18 protein-coding genes and 1 pseudogene are annotated in these 19,066 nt (G+C 63.2%); 11 read left to right on the top strand and 8 right to left on the bottom strand.

Translation table 11 applies throughout. The features are described 5' to 3' along the window. Positions 1 to 284 precede the first annotated feature (284 nt). From JVH1_RS21130 to JVH1_RS21145, 4 genes are all read left to right on the top strand, one after another. The gene (locus tag JVH1_RS21130) at positions 285 to 1,535 is read left to right on the top strand and encodes a TetR/AcrR family transcriptional regulator (RefSeq protein ID WP_009476192.1); all 1,251 of its coding nucleotides are present in this window, start codon (positions 285 to 287) and stop codon (positions 1,533 to 1,535) included. 618 nt (positions 1,536 to 2,153) lie between these two features. Next, a complete protein-coding gene (locus tag JVH1_RS21135) occupies positions 2,154 to 3,407 on the top strand; it encodes a tyrosine-type recombinase/integrase (protein ID WP_237735200.1) in 1,254 nt (417 codons plus the stop codon). Continuing rightward, a complete protein-coding gene (locus JVH1_RS21140) occupies positions 3,404 to 5,563 on the top strand; it encodes a site-specific integrase (protein WP_051033717.1) in 2,160 nt (719 codons plus the stop codon). Before JVH1_RS21135 ends, JVH1_RS21140 begins: the two co-directional genes overlap by 4 nt. 489 nt (positions 5,564 to 6,052) lie before the next feature. Then, complete coding sequence (locus tag JVH1_RS21145) at positions 6,053 to 6,547, top strand: hypothetical protein (RefSeq protein ID WP_009476189.1); 495 nt, start codon at positions 6,053 to 6,055, stop codon at positions 6,545 to 6,547. 127 nt (positions 6,548 to 6,674) lie between these two features. Here JVH1_RS21145 and JVH1_RS21150 read toward each other — a convergent pair whose 3' ends face one another. The 5 genes from JVH1_RS21150 to JVH1_RS21170 form a co-directional block, all read right to left on the bottom strand. Further along, positions 6,675 to 6,977: a hypothetical protein gene (locus JVH1_RS21150; RefSeq protein ID WP_009476188.1), complete on the bottom strand. Its 303-nt coding sequence runs from the start codon at positions 6,975 to 6,977 to the stop codon at positions 6,675 to 6,677. Positions 6,978 to 7,057: 80 nt separating this feature from the next. Beyond that, entirely contained in the window at positions 7,058 to 7,762 is a 705-nt protein-coding gene (locus tag JVH1_RS21155; protein WP_009476187.1) for a hypothetical protein, read from the bottom strand. Positions 7,763 to 7,819: 57 nt separating this feature from the next. Beyond that, positions 7,820 to 8,257, bottom strand: a complete 438-nt coding sequence (locus JVH1_RS21160; protein ID WP_009480663.1) for a VOC family protein — start codon at positions 8,255 to 8,257, stop codon at positions 7,820 to 7,822. A gap of 332 nt (positions 8,258 to 8,589) precedes the next feature. Continuing rightward, the gene (locus tag JVH1_RS21165; protein WP_009480664.1) at positions 8,590 to 10,068 is read right to left on the bottom strand and encodes an FAD-dependent oxidoreductase; all 1,479 of its coding nucleotides are present in this window, start codon (positions 10,066 to 10,068) and stop codon (positions 8,590 to 8,592) included. Positions 10,069 to 10,365: 297 nt separating this feature from the next. Next, positions 10,366 to 10,854, bottom strand: a complete 489-nt coding sequence (locus tag JVH1_RS21170) for a hypothetical protein (protein ID WP_043782979.1) — start codon at positions 10,852 to 10,854, stop codon at positions 10,366 to 10,368. A 288-nt stretch (positions 10,855 to 11,142) separates the two neighbouring features. Between JVH1_RS21170 and JVH1_RS21175 the strand changes: the two genes are divergently transcribed. From JVH1_RS21175 to JVH1_RS21195, 5 genes are all read left to right on the top strand, one after another. Next, positions 11,143 to 11,274: a hypothetical protein gene (locus JVH1_RS21175; protein WP_009480666.1), complete on the top strand. Its 132-nt coding sequence runs from the start codon at positions 11,143 to 11,145 to the stop codon at positions 11,272 to 11,274. Between the two features lie 242 nt (positions 11,275 to 11,516). Next, entirely contained in the window at positions 11,517 to 11,798 is a 282-nt protein-coding gene (locus JVH1_RS21180; RefSeq protein ID WP_009480667.1) for a type II toxin-antitoxin system RelE/ParE family toxin, read from the top strand. 58 nt (positions 11,799 to 11,856) lie between these two features. Then, a complete protein-coding gene (locus JVH1_RS21185) occupies positions 11,857 to 12,150 on the top strand; it encodes a HigA family addiction module antitoxin (protein ID WP_007297375.1) in 294 nt (97 codons plus the stop codon). Between the two features lie 222 nt (positions 12,151 to 12,372). After that, entirely contained in the window at positions 12,373 to 12,975 is a 603-nt protein-coding gene (locus JVH1_RS21190; protein ID WP_009480668.1) for a recombinase family protein, read from the top strand. Between the two features lie 101 nt (positions 12,976 to 13,076). Further along, complete coding sequence (locus JVH1_RS21195; RefSeq protein ID WP_009480669.1) at positions 13,077 to 13,436, top strand: hypothetical protein; 360 nt, start codon at positions 13,077 to 13,079, stop codon at positions 13,434 to 13,436. Between the two features lie 44 nt (positions 13,437 to 13,480). Here JVH1_RS21195 and JVH1_RS21200 read toward each other — a convergent pair whose 3' ends face one another. The 3 genes and pseudogenes from JVH1_RS21200 to JVH1_RS21210 all read right to left on the bottom strand — a co-directional run bounded on the left by JVH1_RS21200 (position 13,481) and on the right by JVH1_RS21210 (position 17,273). Next, the gene (locus JVH1_RS21200) at positions 13,481 to 13,918 is read right to left on the bottom strand and encodes a VOC family protein (RefSeq protein WP_009480663.1); all 438 of its coding nucleotides are present in this window, start codon (positions 13,916 to 13,918) and stop codon (positions 13,481 to 13,483) included. A 575-nt stretch (positions 13,919 to 14,493) separates the two neighbouring features. Next, a pseudogene (locus tag JVH1_RS21205) lies at positions 14,494 to 14,849 on the bottom strand (DNA ligase); the annotation flags it as partial. 1,515 nt (positions 14,850 to 16,364) lie between these two features. After that, positions 16,365 to 17,273, bottom strand: a complete 909-nt coding sequence (locus JVH1_RS21210; protein ID WP_157173975.1) for a hypothetical protein — start codon at positions 17,271 to 17,273, stop codon at positions 16,365 to 16,367. A 401-nt stretch (positions 17,274 to 17,674) separates the two neighbouring features. Between JVH1_RS21210 and JVH1_RS21215 the strand changes: the two genes are divergently transcribed. After that, a complete protein-coding gene (locus tag JVH1_RS21215; RefSeq protein WP_043779564.1) occupies positions 17,675 to 18,310 on the top strand; it encodes a hypothetical protein in 636 nt (211 codons plus the stop codon). A gap of 191 nt (positions 18,311 to 18,501) precedes the next feature. Continuing rightward, positions 18,502 to 19,047, top strand: coding sequence for an ABC transporter transmembrane domain-containing protein (locus JVH1_RS21220; RefSeq protein WP_009475870.1), 546 nt, complete (start codon positions 18,502 to 18,504; stop codon positions 19,045 to 19,047). Positions 19,048 to 19,066: the final 19 nt, after the last annotated feature.

Genomic DNA, 19,066 nt, shown 5'->3' on the forward strand with positions numbered 1-19,066 from the left:
TCAAGTGCGTAGCATCATGTAACGGAAGTTGTCCATGACTCTTATCGAAAATTGTGCATGCTGTTCGGACTGCGGCCGTAGTGGAGACTTCACCTACGCTCGGGCGCAGTGCGCCTGCGCCGCCCTGCGTGGGAGGAGGCATTGTGTCCGAACGGCGGTAGTGCGGGGTACTGCGGGGGACCGTCCGCCGCCGGTATATCGTCAGAAGGCTGTACTAACGGCTGCGCCGCCAGTCCGGACATCGTGTGCATTCCATATGGGCCTCGAGGAGGAAAGGGGGCGTCGTGACCGCATCGCAAACTGTGAAGGCGTCCACTGCCACGCGCCGGCGACCCAGTGACCGGCGTGCGCAGATACTCCACAACGCCAGTGAATTGTTCACGAAATACGGGTTTCACGCCGTGCGGATGGAAGACATCGCCGAGGCAACCGACGTCACCGCACGGGCGATCTACCGGCACTTCGCCAACAAGCAGGATCTACTGTCGCAGGTGGTCCTCGAAGACCAGGATCGACTGCTCATGGCAGCCCAATCCGCCGAGCGCTCCGAAACCGGCGTCTGCAGCTTAGAGGAGTTATTGACGCGGATGGTCGAGGCATCACTGGAGAGCCTTCGACTCGGCCCCCTATGGCAGCGAGAAGCACGGCACCTCACCGCCGATGACTTCGAGCGAGTGCGCGAGGGTACTCGTCGCATCGGAGGCGCGGTGCGAAGGGCCATTGAAAAAGCCGATCCCTCCAAGAGCAGATTCGGTGCCGACGTACGCGCGTGGATGGCGGTGAGCATCATCACCAGCCCAGGGCACTACGACCGGTCACTGTCGCAGCGTCGCCTGTCCCCACTACTGGTGTCTGCTGCGTTGGCAGCCATCAATACACCCGAATTCGCGTCAGCGTCACCCGAGTCCCGCGATGCGCCAGCGGCGGAGGCTCCAGTCGCAAATGAACGACCAGGTACATCACGTCGCGAACAGATCATCGCAGCAGCGGCGCGCGCGTTCCGGGAGCGCGGTTTCGGTGGAGTCAGCCTCGACGAGTTCGGCATCGCAGGCCCTGCCGTCTACAGGTACTTCGACAGCAAGGCCGACATCCTTTCCGCCATGATCATCCGAGTACAGGAATGGATGGCCCTGGAGAGCTCCAGGGCCATGCATCACAGCGCCTCCGATGAACAGGTCATCGAAGGCCTCGTGAGAGGTTATGTTCGTATCGCAACCGAAGCAACGGATCTGTTCGCGGTTTCAGTTACCGAAGCCCTCAACCTCCCCGCTAGTGCTGCCGAGCGTGATCGGCGAATCCGCCAGGACGACCTCGCCGAATGGGTCAAATGGCTACGAACCTCGCGTTCAGAAGTCACCGAGGCAGACGCACTCGCGCTGGTGAATGCGGTTCGCACAGCACTCAACGATCTTGTCCGTATTCCGCACCTTTCACGACACGCCGAGTTCCCCGACGAGCTTGTTGCGTGCTCGATGAATGCTCTTCTAAATACCCCGATGCCATCGGCACGATCGGGTCGGCGGCGTGATGAATAACCGAGTATGCGCCGGCGATGGTTGCGATCGCGACAAGAGCGCTGGTACCTATCGCGGCTTTCCTCACCCTCATGATCTAGGTATCGCCCCAAGTAGACGCACCGTGACAAGCGCGTGCAACACCGACTCCCTGGTTTGCTCTCCGCCATCGATCGGCCCTCCGCAGGTTTGAATATCCCGCATTACCAGTAGCGTCGTACGCTCCGAGGATCAGCACGGCAACCGACCGACTGGAGCCGACGAAGCCGATCGCCAAAACCGAGCTGCGAGTCCTGATTGCGTGCTTGATCCAGGATCGGCTCCGCTGCCCGGAAGGCAGATTGATGTCGACCATTCGGCCCAAATTCGTTCCATTCCAGCACTTTACGCGGAAATCAGCATAATTCTGCTGCTCCGACTTTCCCAGTGCGGAGGAACGGTGATGGGCAGGCCGCCGACGTCCTGGATGACCGAATCCAGCTCAGCAAGCTCCGTCCGCCGATCCAGGTGCGGCGCGCTCATGAGGTCCAGGTCGTCGAACGCCAGAACTGTTGACCGGACTAGCGGCGGACACGCCGAGTCTGATCCCGATGCGTCCTTCTTCTGCGGATAGGAATACGGGGCCTGAGAGGAGGCCGCGTGGTGTCGAGAAGTGACGAGCTGTTCGTGGAGGATGTGGTGGTGCCCCGGTGGGGCCGGGTCGTCACAGCCGAGGGTGTGGTGCCGTTTGTGGTGGTGGGCGACGACGGCGAGGTGCTTGCGCCGGTGGCGGAGTTTCTCCGGGACTTCGTGGCGCGGGGTAACAGTGCTGGCAGCGTCCGCAGCTACTCCTTCGTGCTGTTGCGGTGGTGGCGCTGGCTGCGGGTGGTTGAGGTCCCGTGGCAGCGCGCTACCTCGGGTGAGGTGCGCGATCTTGTGTTGTGGCTGCGGCAGACGTCGAAGCCGCGCAATAGTGCCCGGACTGCGTCGCTGGCGACGGTGGGGACGGTCAATGCCGTGACTCGGAAGCCGTATCTCAACGACAGGTATGCAGCCCGGACGGTGCGCCATAACAACGCCGTGCTGCGCAGCTTCTACGACGACTGGATCGAGCGCGGCGAGGGGCCGTTGCTCAACCCCGTCGCCCAGAACCGTCGCGGGGGTCGCTTCCCGGGTGCGCACTGGAACCCGGCGGAGCCGTTCCGCGACGAGAAGCGGCTGCGGTACAACCCCAAAGTTCCCCGGCGGTTTCCTCGTGACGTTCCGGACGAGCGGTGGGATGAGCTGTTCGCGGCGCTGCGGTCGGACCGGGATCGGGCGATGCTGGCGCTCGCGGTGAGTTCGGCGGCACGGGCCGGCGAGTTGCTGGGACTGCGGTGCTGCGACATCGATTGGGGCGATCAGCTGATTCGTGTAGTCCGGAAAGGGACCCGGGCACAGCAGTGGATCCCGGCGAGTTCGGAGGCGTTCGTCTGGCTGCGTCTGGTGATCGCCGCCCATCCCACCGGGCACGCGGGCGATTCGGTGTGGTGGACGCTGCGGCGCCGTGACCGAGGGGGCGGTCTGCGGGCGCAACCGCTGTCCTACGACGCGTTGCGGGCGGTGCTGCGACGGGTGAATGACCGGTTGGCGACCAACTGGACGATGCACGATCTGCGGCATACGTGTGCGATCCGGATGCTTCGCGATGCACGGTTGTCGCTGCGTGACATCCAGGTGATTCTCGGCCATGCGCATCTGTCGACCACCCAGCTCTATCTCGACCAGGATGACCACGACGTGATCCATCGCGTCCACGAGCACTTGAAGACGGTGCGCGAGCGTCCACCGGCCACGGCGGCGGTGTCCTCGCCGGTGGGGGTGGGCTATGACGCCGCGGATCTGGCGATCCTGTTCGGGCAGGTGCCGTCGTGACCATCGATGCGCCGGAGATAGAGGCGCCCTACGTGACCAAATTGGTGACTCCGTCCCGATTCGTGCGGCAATCCTCCACCCCGCTGCGGGTTGGGGCGGCCAACCATTTGAGCATCGACGAGGTGATGGTCCTGGTGCGGCGGCTGCCGCTGCCGCGCTCGAAGTCGGATCCGAAGCGAAACAAACTCGCGCGGGGCGCCTTCCGGATTCTGCAGTGGCTGGACGGCTATGAGGGCGCCGGCTGGCAGGACCGGTGGATGGCCGCCGGCGGTGAACACCGCAACTGGATGGATGAATTGTCAGCCGGAGACACCCGGTCGATGGCGTACCAGCGCCAAGAACTCACCATCGGGCTAACCGCGGTGTTCTTGAGTCGGGCGGTGTTGCCGAGCTATCACGTATTGAATCGGAGCCGGTCGCGGTACGTGTTCGACTACAGTCGGCTGGTCCTCGACCCGGACGGGTTCACCGCGGCCGAGGAGGTCGCCCGGGGGTTGGATTGCGCGAGGAATCATCAGGACGACGGCATCCGGGTGCTGACCAGAATGGTCCTCTACACCGGGCGCAGGGTCCGCGAGCTGACCGCACAGGACGTGCACGAGTACCACACCCTGTGCCGCGACGAGGTCTTGACGACGGTCGTCGGCATCTATCCGGCCTGGGACATCCTGCAGCGGATGGGAATCCTGGACTCGAACCTCACCCTGCGGGACCAACTTCGGCACGGTCAGGTCACCACCGCCGCGGTGATCGACAGCTACAACATTCGTACGGAGTCCGTCCGCGAGATGCTCGTCCGCTACATGGATGAGCGCCGCACTCAGGTCGATTACAACACCTTCCGCGCCCATGCCGGAATCCTCGCCGGAACCTTTTGGCGGGACATCGAAGTGCACCATCCCGAGGTCGACAGTCTCCGGCTCAGTGACGAGGTGGTGGCCGCGTGGAAGCAACGTCTGCGGTTCGCCACCGGCAAGGGTGGCAAACCGCGCCCCCGGCGCCGCGGCGCCGAGATACTGATGCGGATCAGGTCGCTCTACCTCGACATCCAGGAGATGGCCCACGAGGACCCCTGGTGGGCTCAGTACGCCGTCCCGTGCCCGATCTCCCGCACCGAAACCCGCGGTCTCGGCAAGACGATCTGGGCAACCCGCTCGGCCATGCATCAACGGGTGCGCGAACGTCTTCCCCACCTGCAGTCGTTGGTCGACTCGGCACGCGAACACCGGGACCGCCAGGCTGCGCTCCTGGCGGCGGCCACCGCGGTCGCACTCGGTGAGACCTTCGAGTTCGACGGCGACAGGTATCGACTGCGGAAGCCGAGGGTGATCAAGGATCGTGAACCCTCGGTGCAGGTCGATAACCTGCGCACCGGCGAGATGATCAACATCCGGCAGGTCGAGGACGAAGCGTTCTGGGTATGGGCGATCATCGAGACATTGCGGCACACCGGTGTTCGGGTCGAGGAACTTCTCGAACTGACGCACCTGGCGTTGGTGTCCTACCGTATTCCCGAGACCGGTGAGCTGGTGCCGCTGCTACAGGTTGCACCGTCGAAGAACAATGAGGAACGTCTGCTGCTGGTATCGCCGGAGCTCGCGAGCGTCCTCGCGACCGTCATCGCGCGTGTGCGGGCCAAGAACTCGGGGACGATACCGCTAGTCGCCCGGTACGACCCACACGAACGGGTGACCGGTCCTCCGCTGCCGCACCTGTTCCAACGCCGGCACGGCGCGAGGATCATCGTGATCGCGACAGCGACGATCAAGACGATGCTCGCCTCGGCCCTCGAGCGCGCTGGTCTGCGGGATGCTGCCGGTGAGCCGCTGCAGTACACCGCCCACGATTTCCGGCGGATGTTCGCCACCGACGCTGTTACCGGCGGGCTTCCCGTCCACATCGCCGCCCGCCTGCTCGGGCACCGCAGCCTGGACACTATACGCCCGACCTCGATTGGCGGTCCCAACTTCGCACGGTTCCGCGGGTTCTCATTTCGCAATCATCCCAGTCCACGGGCCGGCCATTTTGCGATTCCCCAAGCCGAACCTGCACCGAGACGAAGTGGTGTTCGAGCGCGGGCCGGCGGCAGTCCGCCCTCGTTCCGTATGCGGATCGTTGACCGGTCGCCGATCCTTCAGAGTGCCTGGCATCCTTGATGTGTGGGGCTCGGTTGACGGGGCGGGCTAGCTGGGCGAACGTTGACGTAGGTCGGGGTGGCCGCGAGCACTTGCCGTGCGATCGACGAGAGGATCCCGGATGTCCCCTTCCCCGATGTGGTACTGGCTCGGTGACCATTACTGGTACACGGTGTACCCCTTGATAACGATCTTCGGCCCGATCTTCGGCTGATTGCGATGATCGGATTCGGTGACGACGTTCTTCTGGTGGCCGTTCCTGTGGCCAATAGTGGGATGTCGGACGCATCGATACCCACTTACCGATCCACTTCCCGAACGCGCCGGTGACGGTTCCCGAGACGCCGGCTCCGCAACGCGCGTGCGTGCCCGGTCAGGGATCCGCTTGCGGGAACCACTTGTCCGCTGGCTCGCTGTCGGCCCGGAGCGCCCAGCGGGGGTTCCGACTTCGGGACGGGCGCTGTGGCACGGGCTTGTCACGCTGCGTCGACTTGGGGCGATACCAAGATCATGAGGGTGAGGAAAGCCGCGATAGGTGCCAGCGCTCTCGTCGCGATCGCAACTGCCGGCGCCTGCTCGTCCGTCGATGACACCGAATCGCGTAATCCGACCGTCTTCGTCCAATCCACACAGTTCGCACCGCCGCCGGCGCCGATCACCGATCTCGTGCCTACCGCCGAGCAACTGACCGCCCTGTACAACGCCACAACCAACTACTCCATACGCGAGGAGGACCGCGCGCGTCTCTTGGATGGTCCCAGCGACCAGACCCTGCCGATCGCGCGGGCCTGGGGTGCGCAACCCTCACCCCAATACATCCAGTTCACTACCGTGGAACCCGTCGGCCCAGACATGATCAACGCGACTGGCCAGGGCCACCTCGAACGCATGGCCCCTTACCCGGTCGGACCCATCCCCTTCGTGCGTTCCGACAATGAGTGGAAGCTATCCCGCGCCTTCGTCTGTGGCGGATTGTTTCTCGTCGCACCGCAGGTCTGCGACTAAGGCTCACCGGCACGCGCGACCGATTTTTTTCCGATCGGCAACTGGTTGCCGATCCGCCTACGGGAGGGGGCGGGGACTCGCCGTTCGGACGATCCGTCCCGGTCGTCGTTCGGCTAGCGGGGTGCGATCAAAGGTCGAATGCTCGCCGTAGCTCGTCGAAAAGTTCCTGGTAATGGTCGGTTCCGTAGGTGAGAGCGGCGAGCATGAGGGGTTGCAGCATCGCCAGTTCCTTAGTCTCGAGCGCCCTGAAGATCGAGGAGGCGGCATAGATCCATTGCACGTACTGACGCCCGTCCGAGTGGAGGGACATCTGTTGCGGGGTCTCGGGGTCTCTGGAGAGGCGTTCGAGGGCACGCGCTTCGTTGTCGAAGGGCGGCGGAAGCGGGTCATGCTTTTCGAGTGCGGTCAGGGCGGTTGCGACCCAACCCATATCAGCGAGGCCGGCCCGTTCGTGTGCGCTTTTCGCTGCCCAACGAGCAATGGCATCCTGCTGAGATTCCGGGAGTTCGATCAGCTGATCGAAGAGGTCCCGGTCGAGTTGAGCGAGTCGCTTCGCCGCCTCACGGATGGCGCGATCGTCGAATAGCCGGAATCGTTCGGGGGGCGGGCGACCCCCCATTCGGCAAACTTCTCAGCGAGACTCCGATGGGGATCGGACAGCACCGCCCTAGCGGGGCCGGCGGACGCAAGTGTGGCATCAGCAGCCGGATCGGGCATCGAATCCTTCGCCGTGGGTTCGTCGCCGTCACTCCAGACCGAGTCCTCCTTCTTGAGTTGGGCGAAGCTGCTTTCGCCGGTGGCAGGCCACAGTTGCAGCCAGTAGTCCTCTGACGGTTCGCTGACATCCGTATCCCAATTGGCGTCCCGTCCCCGTGCATGCGCGCGAAGCCGATACCGGGCGGGTGGAAGCTGCGGTGTCACCCGTAGTCCGTCAGCGAGCTCACCGGTGAGGGTCATGACGACGAGTTCCGTCGTCACCTCGAGGTCGGCCTCCTCGATTACTTCCCACTCCGGGAATGCCTCAGCGTGCGGCGCCGAGTCCAGGACCTCGACCCCGACTCGTACCGGTCCGTAGGCGATACCGGTGTGTACCGTGGCGAATCCGGGGCCGACCTCGAGCAGACTTCCGCGCTGTTGACCGTCGAGGGTGTCAGCTTGCCGCGATCCCATCACGAACTGGTGATGGTCGACTCCGACGGTCCCCCATTGCGTCATCGCATCAGGCTAACGGCGTACCTGGCGTATACGTTCCCCAAACGGATCGTTCTGCGGTCAGCTCTTCTTCAGCTCTTCGGCGAGCATCACGATGATGCCGCTGGGGCCGCGGACGTAGGTGAGCTTGTACACGTCCCCGTAGGTCGCCACACCGCGCAGCGGGTGGCAGCCGTGGCTCGCGGCGATCTCGAGAGCCTCGTCCAAGTCGTCGACTGAGAAAGCCACGCGGTGCATGCCGATCTCGTTAGGCCGGGTGGGCTCCGTCTCGATGGCGTCGGGGTGGATGTACTCGAAAAGCTCGAGGCGACCGTTGCCGTCTGGCGTCTGGAGCATGGCGATGTTGGCGTGGTTGCCGTCGAGGCCGACGGCGGTGTCGGTCCACTCTCCACTGACGGTGTCACGGCCGAGGACGGTCAGCCCGAGGTCGGTGAAGAAGACGATCGTCGCTTCGAGGTCGCGGACGGCGATGCCGACGTTCTCGAGTTTGATGGGCATGCGTTGCACACTACCGAGCCAGGGCGATGTGTTTCAGGTCCGTGGGCTGCCGGTTCCGGCTCAGCCGCAAGGAACCGTTCCGCAGTGTGCCCCCGATTCTCGGTCCATCCGGTGGTTTGACGGCTCGGAGGCTGACCCGGTCTTCGGGACACAGCGTCTGGGTTACCGGGTCAAACTTCCTGCTGTGCCGCGAACGGAACCTGCACCGGGACGAAGTGGCGTCCCAGCGCATGCCGGCGGCAGTCGGCCCTCGTTCCGTAAGCGGATCCGCTTACGGGATCGAGCTGCGCCGCCGTGGGTCTGCGCGGACATGAGGCGTCAGGAACTGATGGTTATGCGTGGCTCAGTGGGCCGCAGCGAACATCGAATCGTTCACGCACAGTGTCTAGGGTTTGCCGGAGGTGCTCACGTCCGCGGCGGTGGGTGAGCATGAATCGCGTTGTTCCGATCATGCGGCGTGGCAGCGGGTACCAGCGATCGAGATCGAGTCCGCAATCGAGGAACACTTTGTTCGGGACGCTGTCGACGATGAGGCTGAGGTTGTGCATGGCGAGCGATGCGAGCGTGTACGGAAATACTGCATTTGACTTCTTCCGTAAATCCGGCGCGTCGAGTTCATACAGCGGGATGTCCCTGAGCTTGTCCAAGAACAGTAGGTGGGTCAAGAAGTAACCCATGTATGAGGTCAGATGGAGTGTGGCAGAGCGCGGCTGCACCGTGACGACCGCACCGGTGTCGGACACGTAGGGCTCGTAGGGGTGGTCGCCGCGCAGCATGTATCCGGTGCAGTTCACCATCCAGCTGCCCGGTTGGATCGTCTTCGCTGATCCGCTGCGGAACACCAAGTCGGTCTCGCCGTTGCGGTCGACGGCATCCACGACGTGATCCATGATCACCTCGTTCAGGCCGGTGGCGATCGTCTTGTTCTCCGACTCGGATAGCAAGCCCAGCAGGTAGTTTCCTGTAGTAGGGGTCAACCAGGTGCCGTAGGTATCGCGTAACCAGGTCGCGACATCGGTCTCGTTTGTCCCGTCGAAGCGCCGACCCAGTTCTATGAAAATGCCGGTGACCATTGTGCCGCCCCACCATCGTCGGCCGCCGACAGGGAATAGACGGTCGCGGTTCGAAAAGAATGTTCCTGAACCTGCGACAAGGTTCACTTCACGACCGGGGTATTCCGTGATCAGTGTGTGAGCGGTATCCATCGCGGTCTTTCCGCCACCCACGACCCATACGGGGGCGTCGCTCGCCCGCATCTCGTCGCCCCGCATGTCGCAGAAGTCGGGTGACACCGACACGACACGTGAACTGGAGATTTCGAGTGGGTCGTTGGGCACAACCCCGAATCCGCTGGCTTTGATCAGTCGCTTCGCCTCGACCACCATGAGTTGGCTGTCCGACGATGTGCAGGTGAGGCGCACGATCCCGTCGGACTCGTCATGCGACTCGAGCGCCCAGCCGAAGTACTCGTCCACCTGCACTCGTTGCTTGACCACGTCGAGGCAGTGTTCGAAGTGGGTGAGGACTTCGTCCTTTGTTGCCAGATAGGAGCGATCCTGGCCAAGGGTCCACTTGATGTTGCCGGCGGTGAACAGGCCATGCGGTTGGTGTAGTCGCACATATGCATAGGTGTCGACCCACATGCCGCCGGAACGATCGCGGCGATCGACCAGGATGACCTTCTGTGAGGGAGACAAGTATTGACTGGCGACGAATAGAGCGTTGACTCCGGCGATGCCAGCTCCGACGATGCAGACGTCGCAGCGCTCTACCCGAACGGGTGTCTCGGCTGACGCAGCGCTATATGTCACCGCAGCCTCCTGGGGGATTTCTCATTTACCTGCGAGACTGGTCTGGGATGATGTCAGGCTCCGCCTCGCCCTAGTTGCGACCAGTTGGTTCTGTATCGATCCTCCTCGCAGCCAGCACGAATGTCACCCGATGGTTTGCTGAGCTAAGTGCCCCGACCTGAACAATGCGCCCGACACGCGATGACCGCACAAGGAACCATCACCGGGACGAGATTGGAGTCCCTGCGCAAGTCCGGCAGTGGTCGGCCCTGGTCCCGAAAGCGGATCCCTCAGAGACTTACAGACCAGGGTCTTGCCCTACCGGTCGATGTGCTGACATAGCTCACCAATGGCGGCAACCGTGTCGTCGGTAGGGGTATCGATCCAAACCGGACCATCGTCGCGCTTGCGCGGCAGCAGCATGCGTTGTCCCTGTGAGGGCCACTGCACGAAGTCGTAGCCAGCGAGGTCTGACTGAACGGTATCGGCCACCCAGACCGCGGCCTCAGCGAACGGAACATCCATCGACAAGCCGTCGCAGCGGCTGAACCCACTGATGCCGTGTACGCCCTGCCAGCCGATGGTGACGGCGTAGTCACCGTTAACGGCAAGCTCCCACACCAATCCACCCAACCGCACGTCGCGCCCGTACCGCAGGCACCGCAGATCGCGGGCGACGGCTTCGAGTGCACGCACCCATACCTGCGGCGCCTCGACGTCGTGATCAGACCCGATCGCGGGGCCTCCGTCGAACAAGCCAAAGTGCCACACCAAACTGTCCTGATTCCACAAGTCCTGGATCGGCATAACGCCATCTTCGCGCGTCCGAGCTGCCCGCCCGTGTCATTAGCCTGATTGCACGCCAGGCCCGTCTCGACGCTGTTGCCTCGGTGACGAAGCGGGGTGTCGTGCGCACCAATCCAGCTCTGCTTTACCTGCCGCTGGTCGGAAAGGGATCCGTCATCGAAGACCGTCACCATTGGCGTGCCGCTCCCTTCTCATCCTTGTTCCGGGCTGTCGGCCGTCGGATGTCGAATATCGTTGGCTGTGCTCCCCGACGACTTCGCCAGCCGTCGCTCGTAGAAGGTGATTCAGATGGACAGCTTCATTCATCTGGCAGGAGACAGCTGGAACTTCTGGTCCCCATTTCCGCCCGCAGTAACTTTCTGGCTGATCGATGTAATGGGCCAGCTTTCGCGGGCGGGAATCATCCTCGGAGGCAGCTGAGGATCGAGCGATGCGGCACCCGTAGCCGCCAGCGTCTGGACCTGGTGGACGTCCCGGCCGCGCAGTTCGGACCGAGCAAGATCGGTCGTATGCGCTCGGCCGTTGCTGCTGACCGAGTGAGATTTTGAGCCTCCGCAGCTCCCGCCAGCGGATGGCCAATTGGAGCACCGCTGGAGACGCGCCGCCACTCTCCACGGAGCATAACGTTTCACGTTATTAACGCAGTGCGTTATACTCGTGGAGTGATCGAGTCGTTCGCCGACAAAGAGACCGAGCGGGTCTTTCACCGACAGTTCTCGAAGAAGCTCCCGCAGGACATTCAGCGGATCGCGCGCCGGCGCCTCCTGTTGATCGAGGCTGCCACCGACGTCAACGACCTGAGGGTGCCCCCAGGCAACCGCCTGGAGAAGCTCTCCGGGGACCGGGTGGGCCAGTACAGCGTTCGGATCAATGATCAGTGCCGCATCTGTTTCATCTGGCGCGCCACCGCCGCATACGACGTGGAGATCACCGACTATCACTAACCACCAGAGGGGAGCCGACGCTCCATCCGACCACAGAATCGACAAAGGAACACCGACAATGACTACAGACCTGAGCCCAATTCACCCCGGCGAGATCCTCCGCGAGGACTTCCTCGAGCCGTTCGGCATCACGCAGAACCGCCTAGCCACGATCATCGGTGTTCCGCCCCGACGGATCAACGAGATCGTGCTCGGCAAGCGGTCGATCACCGCAGACACCGCGTTGCGGCTGGCCAAGGCGTTCGGCAACAGTGCGCAGTTCTGGCTCAATATCCAGGACCGCTACGAGCTCGACCTTGCGGCCGACAAGATAGGCGACGCCCTCGCCAAGATCACGCGTCTCTCGGCCTAGAGAGGCAGAAGTGACCGTCGGTGTGATTGCCCGCCGCACCGGACGGAACGATCACCGGGATGAATCGTTCGAAGGCTGAGCCATGCCGGGCCTGGAAGGCCAATGCACCAACGGCATCAGCTCCGGGCAGCGGTCCTGGCCTGCCCTTGCCGATGATGTTTGACCGTGGAGTCCCAAGCACTGCGCCGCCGGCGTTGTGCGTTCGAGAGATGGGAATCAGCGATGTACATCGGGTATGCACGAGTGTCCACCGATCAGCAAGACCTGACCGCACAGCAGCACGCACTGCTCGGGCTCGGGGTCTCACCGGAACGGATCTACGTCGATCACGGCTTGACCGGCACCAATCGTCAACGGCCAGGACTGCAGAACGCCCTTGCAGCGTGCCGGAACACCGACACCCTCGTGGTGACCAAGTTGGATCGCCTGGCCCGTTCGTTGCCCGATGCTCGGGACATCGTCGACGAGCTCACCGCTCGGCACGCGTGTCTGCAGATCGGAGCCTCGTTGCACGATCCCACCGACCCGGTCGGTCGCCTGTTGTTCAACGTCCTGGCGATGGTCGCCGAGTTCGAGGGCGACCTGATTCGGGCACGAACGAGGGAGGGGATGCGGATCGCGAAGGCGAAGGGACACCTGAAGGGCAAGAAGCCGAAGCTCAACCCACGCCAGGAACGGCACCTGGTCGAGCTTCACGTGTCAGGCGAGTACTCGACCGCTGAACTGGCCGATCTGTTCTCGGTGGGCCGGTCGACGGTGTACCGGGCCATCGAACGCAGCGCCCACCGGGCTCAGCGTGACGCTCTCTCAGATTTCAACACCTAGCCATCCCCGCTGGAATGTCCGCCGGTCCCATACCGGCGGACGATCGATGAGCGGGCACAGGTCGGCAATCGAAAAGTGAGAGGCACCGATATGGTTCGTTGGTGCCCGAAATTGCCAGCCGGCGTCGCACCCAACCACCACCGCCTCGCATCGTCTGCGAAGCCCTGACCGACCCTGACCGTGACCCAGTTCGTCGGTGGCTGATCCTGCACAACGACGAACAACGTCCCACGATCGCAGAAGCGGTCGAACCGAACCTCGTCGTATGGACTTCGATCTGGCCGTGGCGTCCGGACGCACGGATCCGCTTCGACATCGTTGGCCCACCCCACGGCAGCACCACTCTGTCCTGGACGTTGATCGTCGACGACCCGGTCCCGGACGGGGAGACGACCGTCCGCATGCGCAAGCGAGTGAACGAACTCATCAACGCGAACCTGCGCTTCACGTTCGGGCAATAGTCAGCCGATCGAGGATTGATGACCATTTACCGATCGTTCTGCGGTCAGCTCTTCTTCAGCTCTTCGGCGAGCATCACGATGATGCCGCTGGGGCCGCGGACGTAGGTGAGCTTGTACACGTCCCCGTAGGTCGCCACACCGCGCAGCGGGTGGCAGCCGTGGCTCGCGGCGATCTCGAGAGCCTCGTCCAAGTCGTCGACTGAGAAAGCCACGCGGTGCATGCCGATCTCGTTAGGCCGGGTGGGCTCCGTCTCGATGGCGTCGGGGTGGATGTACTCGAAAAGCTCGAGGCGACCGTTGCCGTCTGGCGTCTGGAGCATGGCGATGTTGGCGTGGTTGCCGTCGAGGCCGACGGCGGTGTCGGTCCACTCTCCACTGACGGTGTCACGGCCGAGGACGGTCAGCCCGAGGTCGGTGAAGAAGACGATCGTCGCTTCGAGGTCGCGGACGGCGATGCCGACGTTCTCGAGTTTGATGGGCATGCGTTGCACACTACCGAGCCAGGGCGATGTGTTTCAGGTCCGTGGGCTGCCGGTTCCGGCTCAGCCGCAAGGAACCGTTCCGCAGTGTGCCCCCGATTCTCGGTCCATCCGGTGGTTTGACGGCTCGGAGGCTGACCCGGTCTTCGGGACACAGCGTCTGGGTTACCGGGTCAAACTTCCTGCTGTGCCGCAAACGGAACGCTGACCGGCACGTCCCGAAAGCCGGGCCCTGACTGAAACTCACTGACCAGTAGGAACCCGATAGCACCGTCCGGTGAGATTCTCATTGCCGGGGCGCTAACCGGGTCATTGTCGAGTCGGTAATTGGGTGAGCGCAGACCGCCCCTCAATCCTCGAAACAGGTCTGGAATCGCCGTTCTACGACGGCTAGGACGGTCGATGCTGCACCGGATCACCCTCGGCGCCGACGGTGTGCTCGTCCGGTTTCGACTCGCGTCGACGAACGCACACATTGCGATAGTTGCTACTACGCGACGCCCTCGATCAGGTTGCAATCGGCGCTTGGTATCTCGCGTCATCGAGGCAGGCGATGGGGAGTAGCCCGTAGTCCGGTAAAGGACGTCAAAGGGTAAGAATGTCACAGGGATTCGTCGTTGTAACGGCTTCGTCGCGTGTGCAATCCCAATGCGCCGCTGGAGCAGGCCGAACGGGGGCTTGCCGTGATCGAGTACGACGACCTCGCTGTCGAGAACGATGCGTCCGCGGCAGCCGAATGCCGCTGTCAAAGCTTCGGCGATCTCGGGATATGAGGTGTCACAACGTTCATGGCGCGGGTCCACAGCACCGGCTCGCAGCCGCCCACCGAGGCCAGCATCCGGCACCCGTCGTACTTCATCTCGAAACTCCACGGACGGTCCGTGTTGTCCGGGAGTGTGCCGGCCGTGGCCAGCATGGGCGCGATCAGACGCATACGCCCGATTAAGCCCGTGACCTGACCAAAGATGGTCCGCTTATTCCGGAACAGCGGTGATATGGTCCGCAAAAGTCATGTCAGCTGCGCGCGGTAGGTACTGGGTCAGTGCCAGGAGTTCCACCAGAGAACGATGGGCACCAGCCAAGGTGTCCACACCATCCAGCTGTCGCCCAACCCGTACGGGGGGATCGGAATCACTGTCATCTCCTCCAGGGTTAGTTGAATGGAAGCGACTGCCACCACCTCGTTGCTGCGGTCAGAGCGTTGATGACGTCGGGGAACCAGTACGACAAGTCGAGCATGACAACACCTCCTGCGCTGTGTATCGACCGCCGGAGGCGGATCGGTACAACTGCCCAATGGGCCCAATGAAGGGGCCTCGCGGACGTACGGCGCCGCTTCGTGTACCCGGGACCGCGCGCTGGATGACGGCGCCGCAGGTACGGCGTTCATCTCGGCCCGCGAATGCGCCACCATGGTCGGTATCCCTGACGAGGTGGCGGTTGTTGGTTGTGGTCGTATCAAGGGATGACGGTCTTCCCGAAACCATCACGGCGAATGTGGACTGGCATCGCTGTTGCGGTTGTCGTGATCGGAGCGCTGGTTCTCTGGTTCGGTGGCCCTCGGCTCTACCACTGGTACGTCGCACGATCGGACGAGAACGCCGCCGCAGAGCTGGCTACAGACCTAGGCCTGCACCTGACGGAGGACGACACCATCGTGTACGCCAAGTACTACGGTTCATTTCCCGACTCGTCCGCATACCTGGTTGTTGACTCGAACTCCGGTGCCCGCGCGAACGCCCTGCGTAGTGATGCTGAGCTGACGTCATGTGGCCCCGCCACGGCCGGCGATTTGGGCCGGCCGCCATCGGAATACAGTCCTAAACCTTCAGTGACTTGGGTCCATTGCGAGTCGCTGTTGCCCGGGCGGGGAGTGCTATCCGCGGTATGGGATCCAGCGGTGGAACAAGGTCGCCGTAGCTACATCTGGGCAGGCCAGATGTGATAGCTGGGGATTGGTATGTCGTGCTGGAGGGGGATTGTCCCTGGGGATTCCGACACTGCTACCGCAGGCCGAGCCGTACCCGACGTACCTCCCACCGGCGTGCGCGCGGTGTATCGGCTGGCCGATCGGATCATCCAAGAGCGCGACAGGAAGCGATGAGGTAAATCCGGCGAGGGGTACTGACGCTAGGCGGCCGGCACGAGAAACGTCACCTGGACGTTGAACGGGTAGGTGCCCGGGTTATGGATAGGGTTGACCATTAACCTCTGAGCTGACTGACTGGGCCCATGCCGAAGGCGCCGTGGGGGTGCGCTGGAGGAGTCCCGGTTATCGCACCCAGGGTTCTATCGGTCATTGCAACACCTTCGGCGAGGTGGTGTTGGAATGGCACCGTTTCGGAATTCGTCACCGGACCACCTTTACGGGACAACAGCAGGTCAGGAGACTTCCGGTCACGGGACCGCTTCCAGAACACGCCGGTCAGGGTTCCTGAAGTGAAACGGTCTATCGAGGAAGGAACTTCGACCGAATTTCACCTAACAACACCTGGGTGTTCTCATCGTCGACTACCGCGTAGTAGGTCGCGTCCAGGGCCGCTCGCGCGGGATCGTCGGCCCCGGCGCTGGTGAGTGAACTGACGGCGAAGACTTGCCGCGCGAGTTGCTGGTTTCTGAGGGCTGGCTTCGCGCGAGCACGAAGCCGCCGAAGGGCGGAGTCGGTCTCGACCCGCTGCCGCGCATTGAAGAGACCGTCGAACGGCGCAGGAAGCGCGACGTGTTCCTCGAGCGCGTTAAGTCCGTCCTGGACCCACTGCGTGGTGCTCAGGTCCGCTCGCTCAATCGCTGTCCGGGCAGCCCACCGGGCAATCGAGCGTTGAGTGTCGGGGGATGAGAAGGCGATCGCTTCCGCGAGGGCGCGGTCCAGGAGACAGAGGTTCGGTGCCATCGACCCGGCTGCGAGAAGCTCGGCTGTCGGGGGTTTACCTCCCCAGATCGCAAAATCGTCATCCGGCGAGAGTGCGGGGTCGTGGGGTGTCGTCCGAGAAGCCGATGCAGGCGTCGATTCCGGCCCAGCTTCTGCAGGATCCGCATTGCTCGTCGTGGTGTCTGTCTCGGTCCAGAGCTTCCTCGGTGGGAGGTCATCGGTTGTAGAGGTGGCCGGCCACAAGCGGATGCGCCACGTGTCCCTGGGTTCGGTCGAGCCGGGCCAACCGAGGGCCACGAAGCCGCGGCCGCATACTTCCACGCGGTACCGGCCCGGATCGACCGTCACTTGGTGTGGTTCTCCGCCCGGAGGGGAATCAAGGAGCAGGGATCCGTCTTGATCGATGTCGAGGACGAGGTCCACCACCTGGTCCCAGTCTCCTCGGTCCTCGGGTGGGTTCTGGTCCCAGACTTTGATCGCCATCTGCATGTCGAAGTTGTTCTGGTGCGGGGACAGAACAACGGCGGACGTCTGGTTGCTTGCGATCGTTCCGTCGCTCAGAGCTTCCTCGACAAGTTCTTCGAAGTCTTCCTGGCTGTCGGGAGAACTATCACCGGACAAGTAGAACTGACCGTAGTCCGTGAGAAGGGACAGCCGTTGGGATGCAATCAACGACGGAGACGAATCAACCATCTATGCAGGTTCCCACGGGAAGGCGGGCCTTTGGTCGGTCATCGATCCGCATGCGGGGCGGGTCGGGACTTCGACGTTCGGACGATCCGTCCCGGTCGTCGTTCCGCTACCGACGAGCGCAGCGACACTATGGATCGGATCCTGACACTATGGATTGATGGTGAAGTCGTCGAAGGCATAGATCGAGACGATCCCGCGTGCGCAGGATCAACTACGCAATCGGGGGCGAACACACCCCTGAGTGGTACGCGCATATTGCACGCTTGGAAGCGCGCAAGGCTGCCGAGGAAGCCCGGCTCGCCGCCCGGAAAGATGTTCCGGCAAGACGCAAGCCCCCAAGCAACGACGACGCCCTTGTCTCTTGGTCCGATGAGGAGTTCGTCTTTGCTCAGGATCAGAACCGGGGCGTGAAGCTGATGCTGTCCCGGCTGCGGATCTATTCCACTGGGATTCGTTTCGATCTGATCGCACGCGAGCAGGACGAAGGCAAGGACACATTCATCGGCGAACGAATCAACCTCACCCACCGTTTCCGCCGACCCCACAAGCACCGCATCTACCTTGGAATAGTGCTTCCGGACGGCAAGATCGCCACCAACAAGAAATGCACTCCGCCCCAGGCGCCAGAGGATGACGACCCGACGATGCCCCGGCTGTACGGCGGTAAGAGCTACAGCCGCCAATCCGAAACCGGTGCAACGTACTTTCTGAGCCCTAGGCCAGAAGGCTCCAGCGAGGAGGTCGTCTTTACGATCTCGTACCCGGAGATCGGGATTGACCGTGCGTCCTCGATCACGCTGGACTTCACACGCTTTACGCGTTCAGGTGCGTAGGCCGGGGTGTGCGAACCGGCTGCCATCGGTCCTCAGCCCAAGGCGATCGACTCCGATGATGGATGGACAACCGGTCAGATCCCCACACGGCCGCTGCACCCCGAGGCGATTGGTCCTCGGTGGATCAACCAGAGATTCAGGTCCGAGCCAAATATGATGGCGGAACTTGTTTCTCGGGGTTGGGGGAACGGATGGATACACAGGGAGCAAACGCAGGCACCACCGGCCGGGGAGGTGTGCGTGCGTTGCGGCCGTATGTGCGTGAGCACCGTCGGCTACTCGGAGCGGCAGCGGTGTTCTCCATCGCCGCAGCCGGACTTAGTCTGGTGCAACCGGTGCTGGTAGGCCGGATCATCACCGCCGTCGGCGACGGTGCCCCACTAAGCGGCCTGGTGTGGGCGCTGATCGGGCTCCTCGCCGCCGGGGCGGTCCTCGCCACGATCCAGTACTACCTGCTTCAACGGACCGCAGAGAGTGTGGTGCTCACCGCCCGCACCGAGCTGATCGGGCACCTGTTGCGGCTGCCGATGAGCGAGTACCGCAGCCGCCACGTCGGGGACCTGGTCTCTCGGGTCGCCTCGGACACCACCCTGTTACGTGCCGCGCTCACCGACGGTGTGGTCGAACCTCTCGGCGGGATCCTCGTCCTGGTCGGCGCGCTGACCGCGATGATGCTGCTCGACCCCGTCCTGGCCGGGGTCACCGTCCTCGTCGTCGCGACCGTGGTCGCAGCGTGACTTCACATCACCCGGCGGC

The sequence above is a fragment of the Rhodococcus sp. JVH1 genome (genome assembly GCF_000280725.2).
Lineage (GTDB): Bacteria > Actinomycetota > Actinomycetes > Mycobacteriales > Mycobacteriaceae > Rhodococcus_F > Rhodococcus_F jostii_A.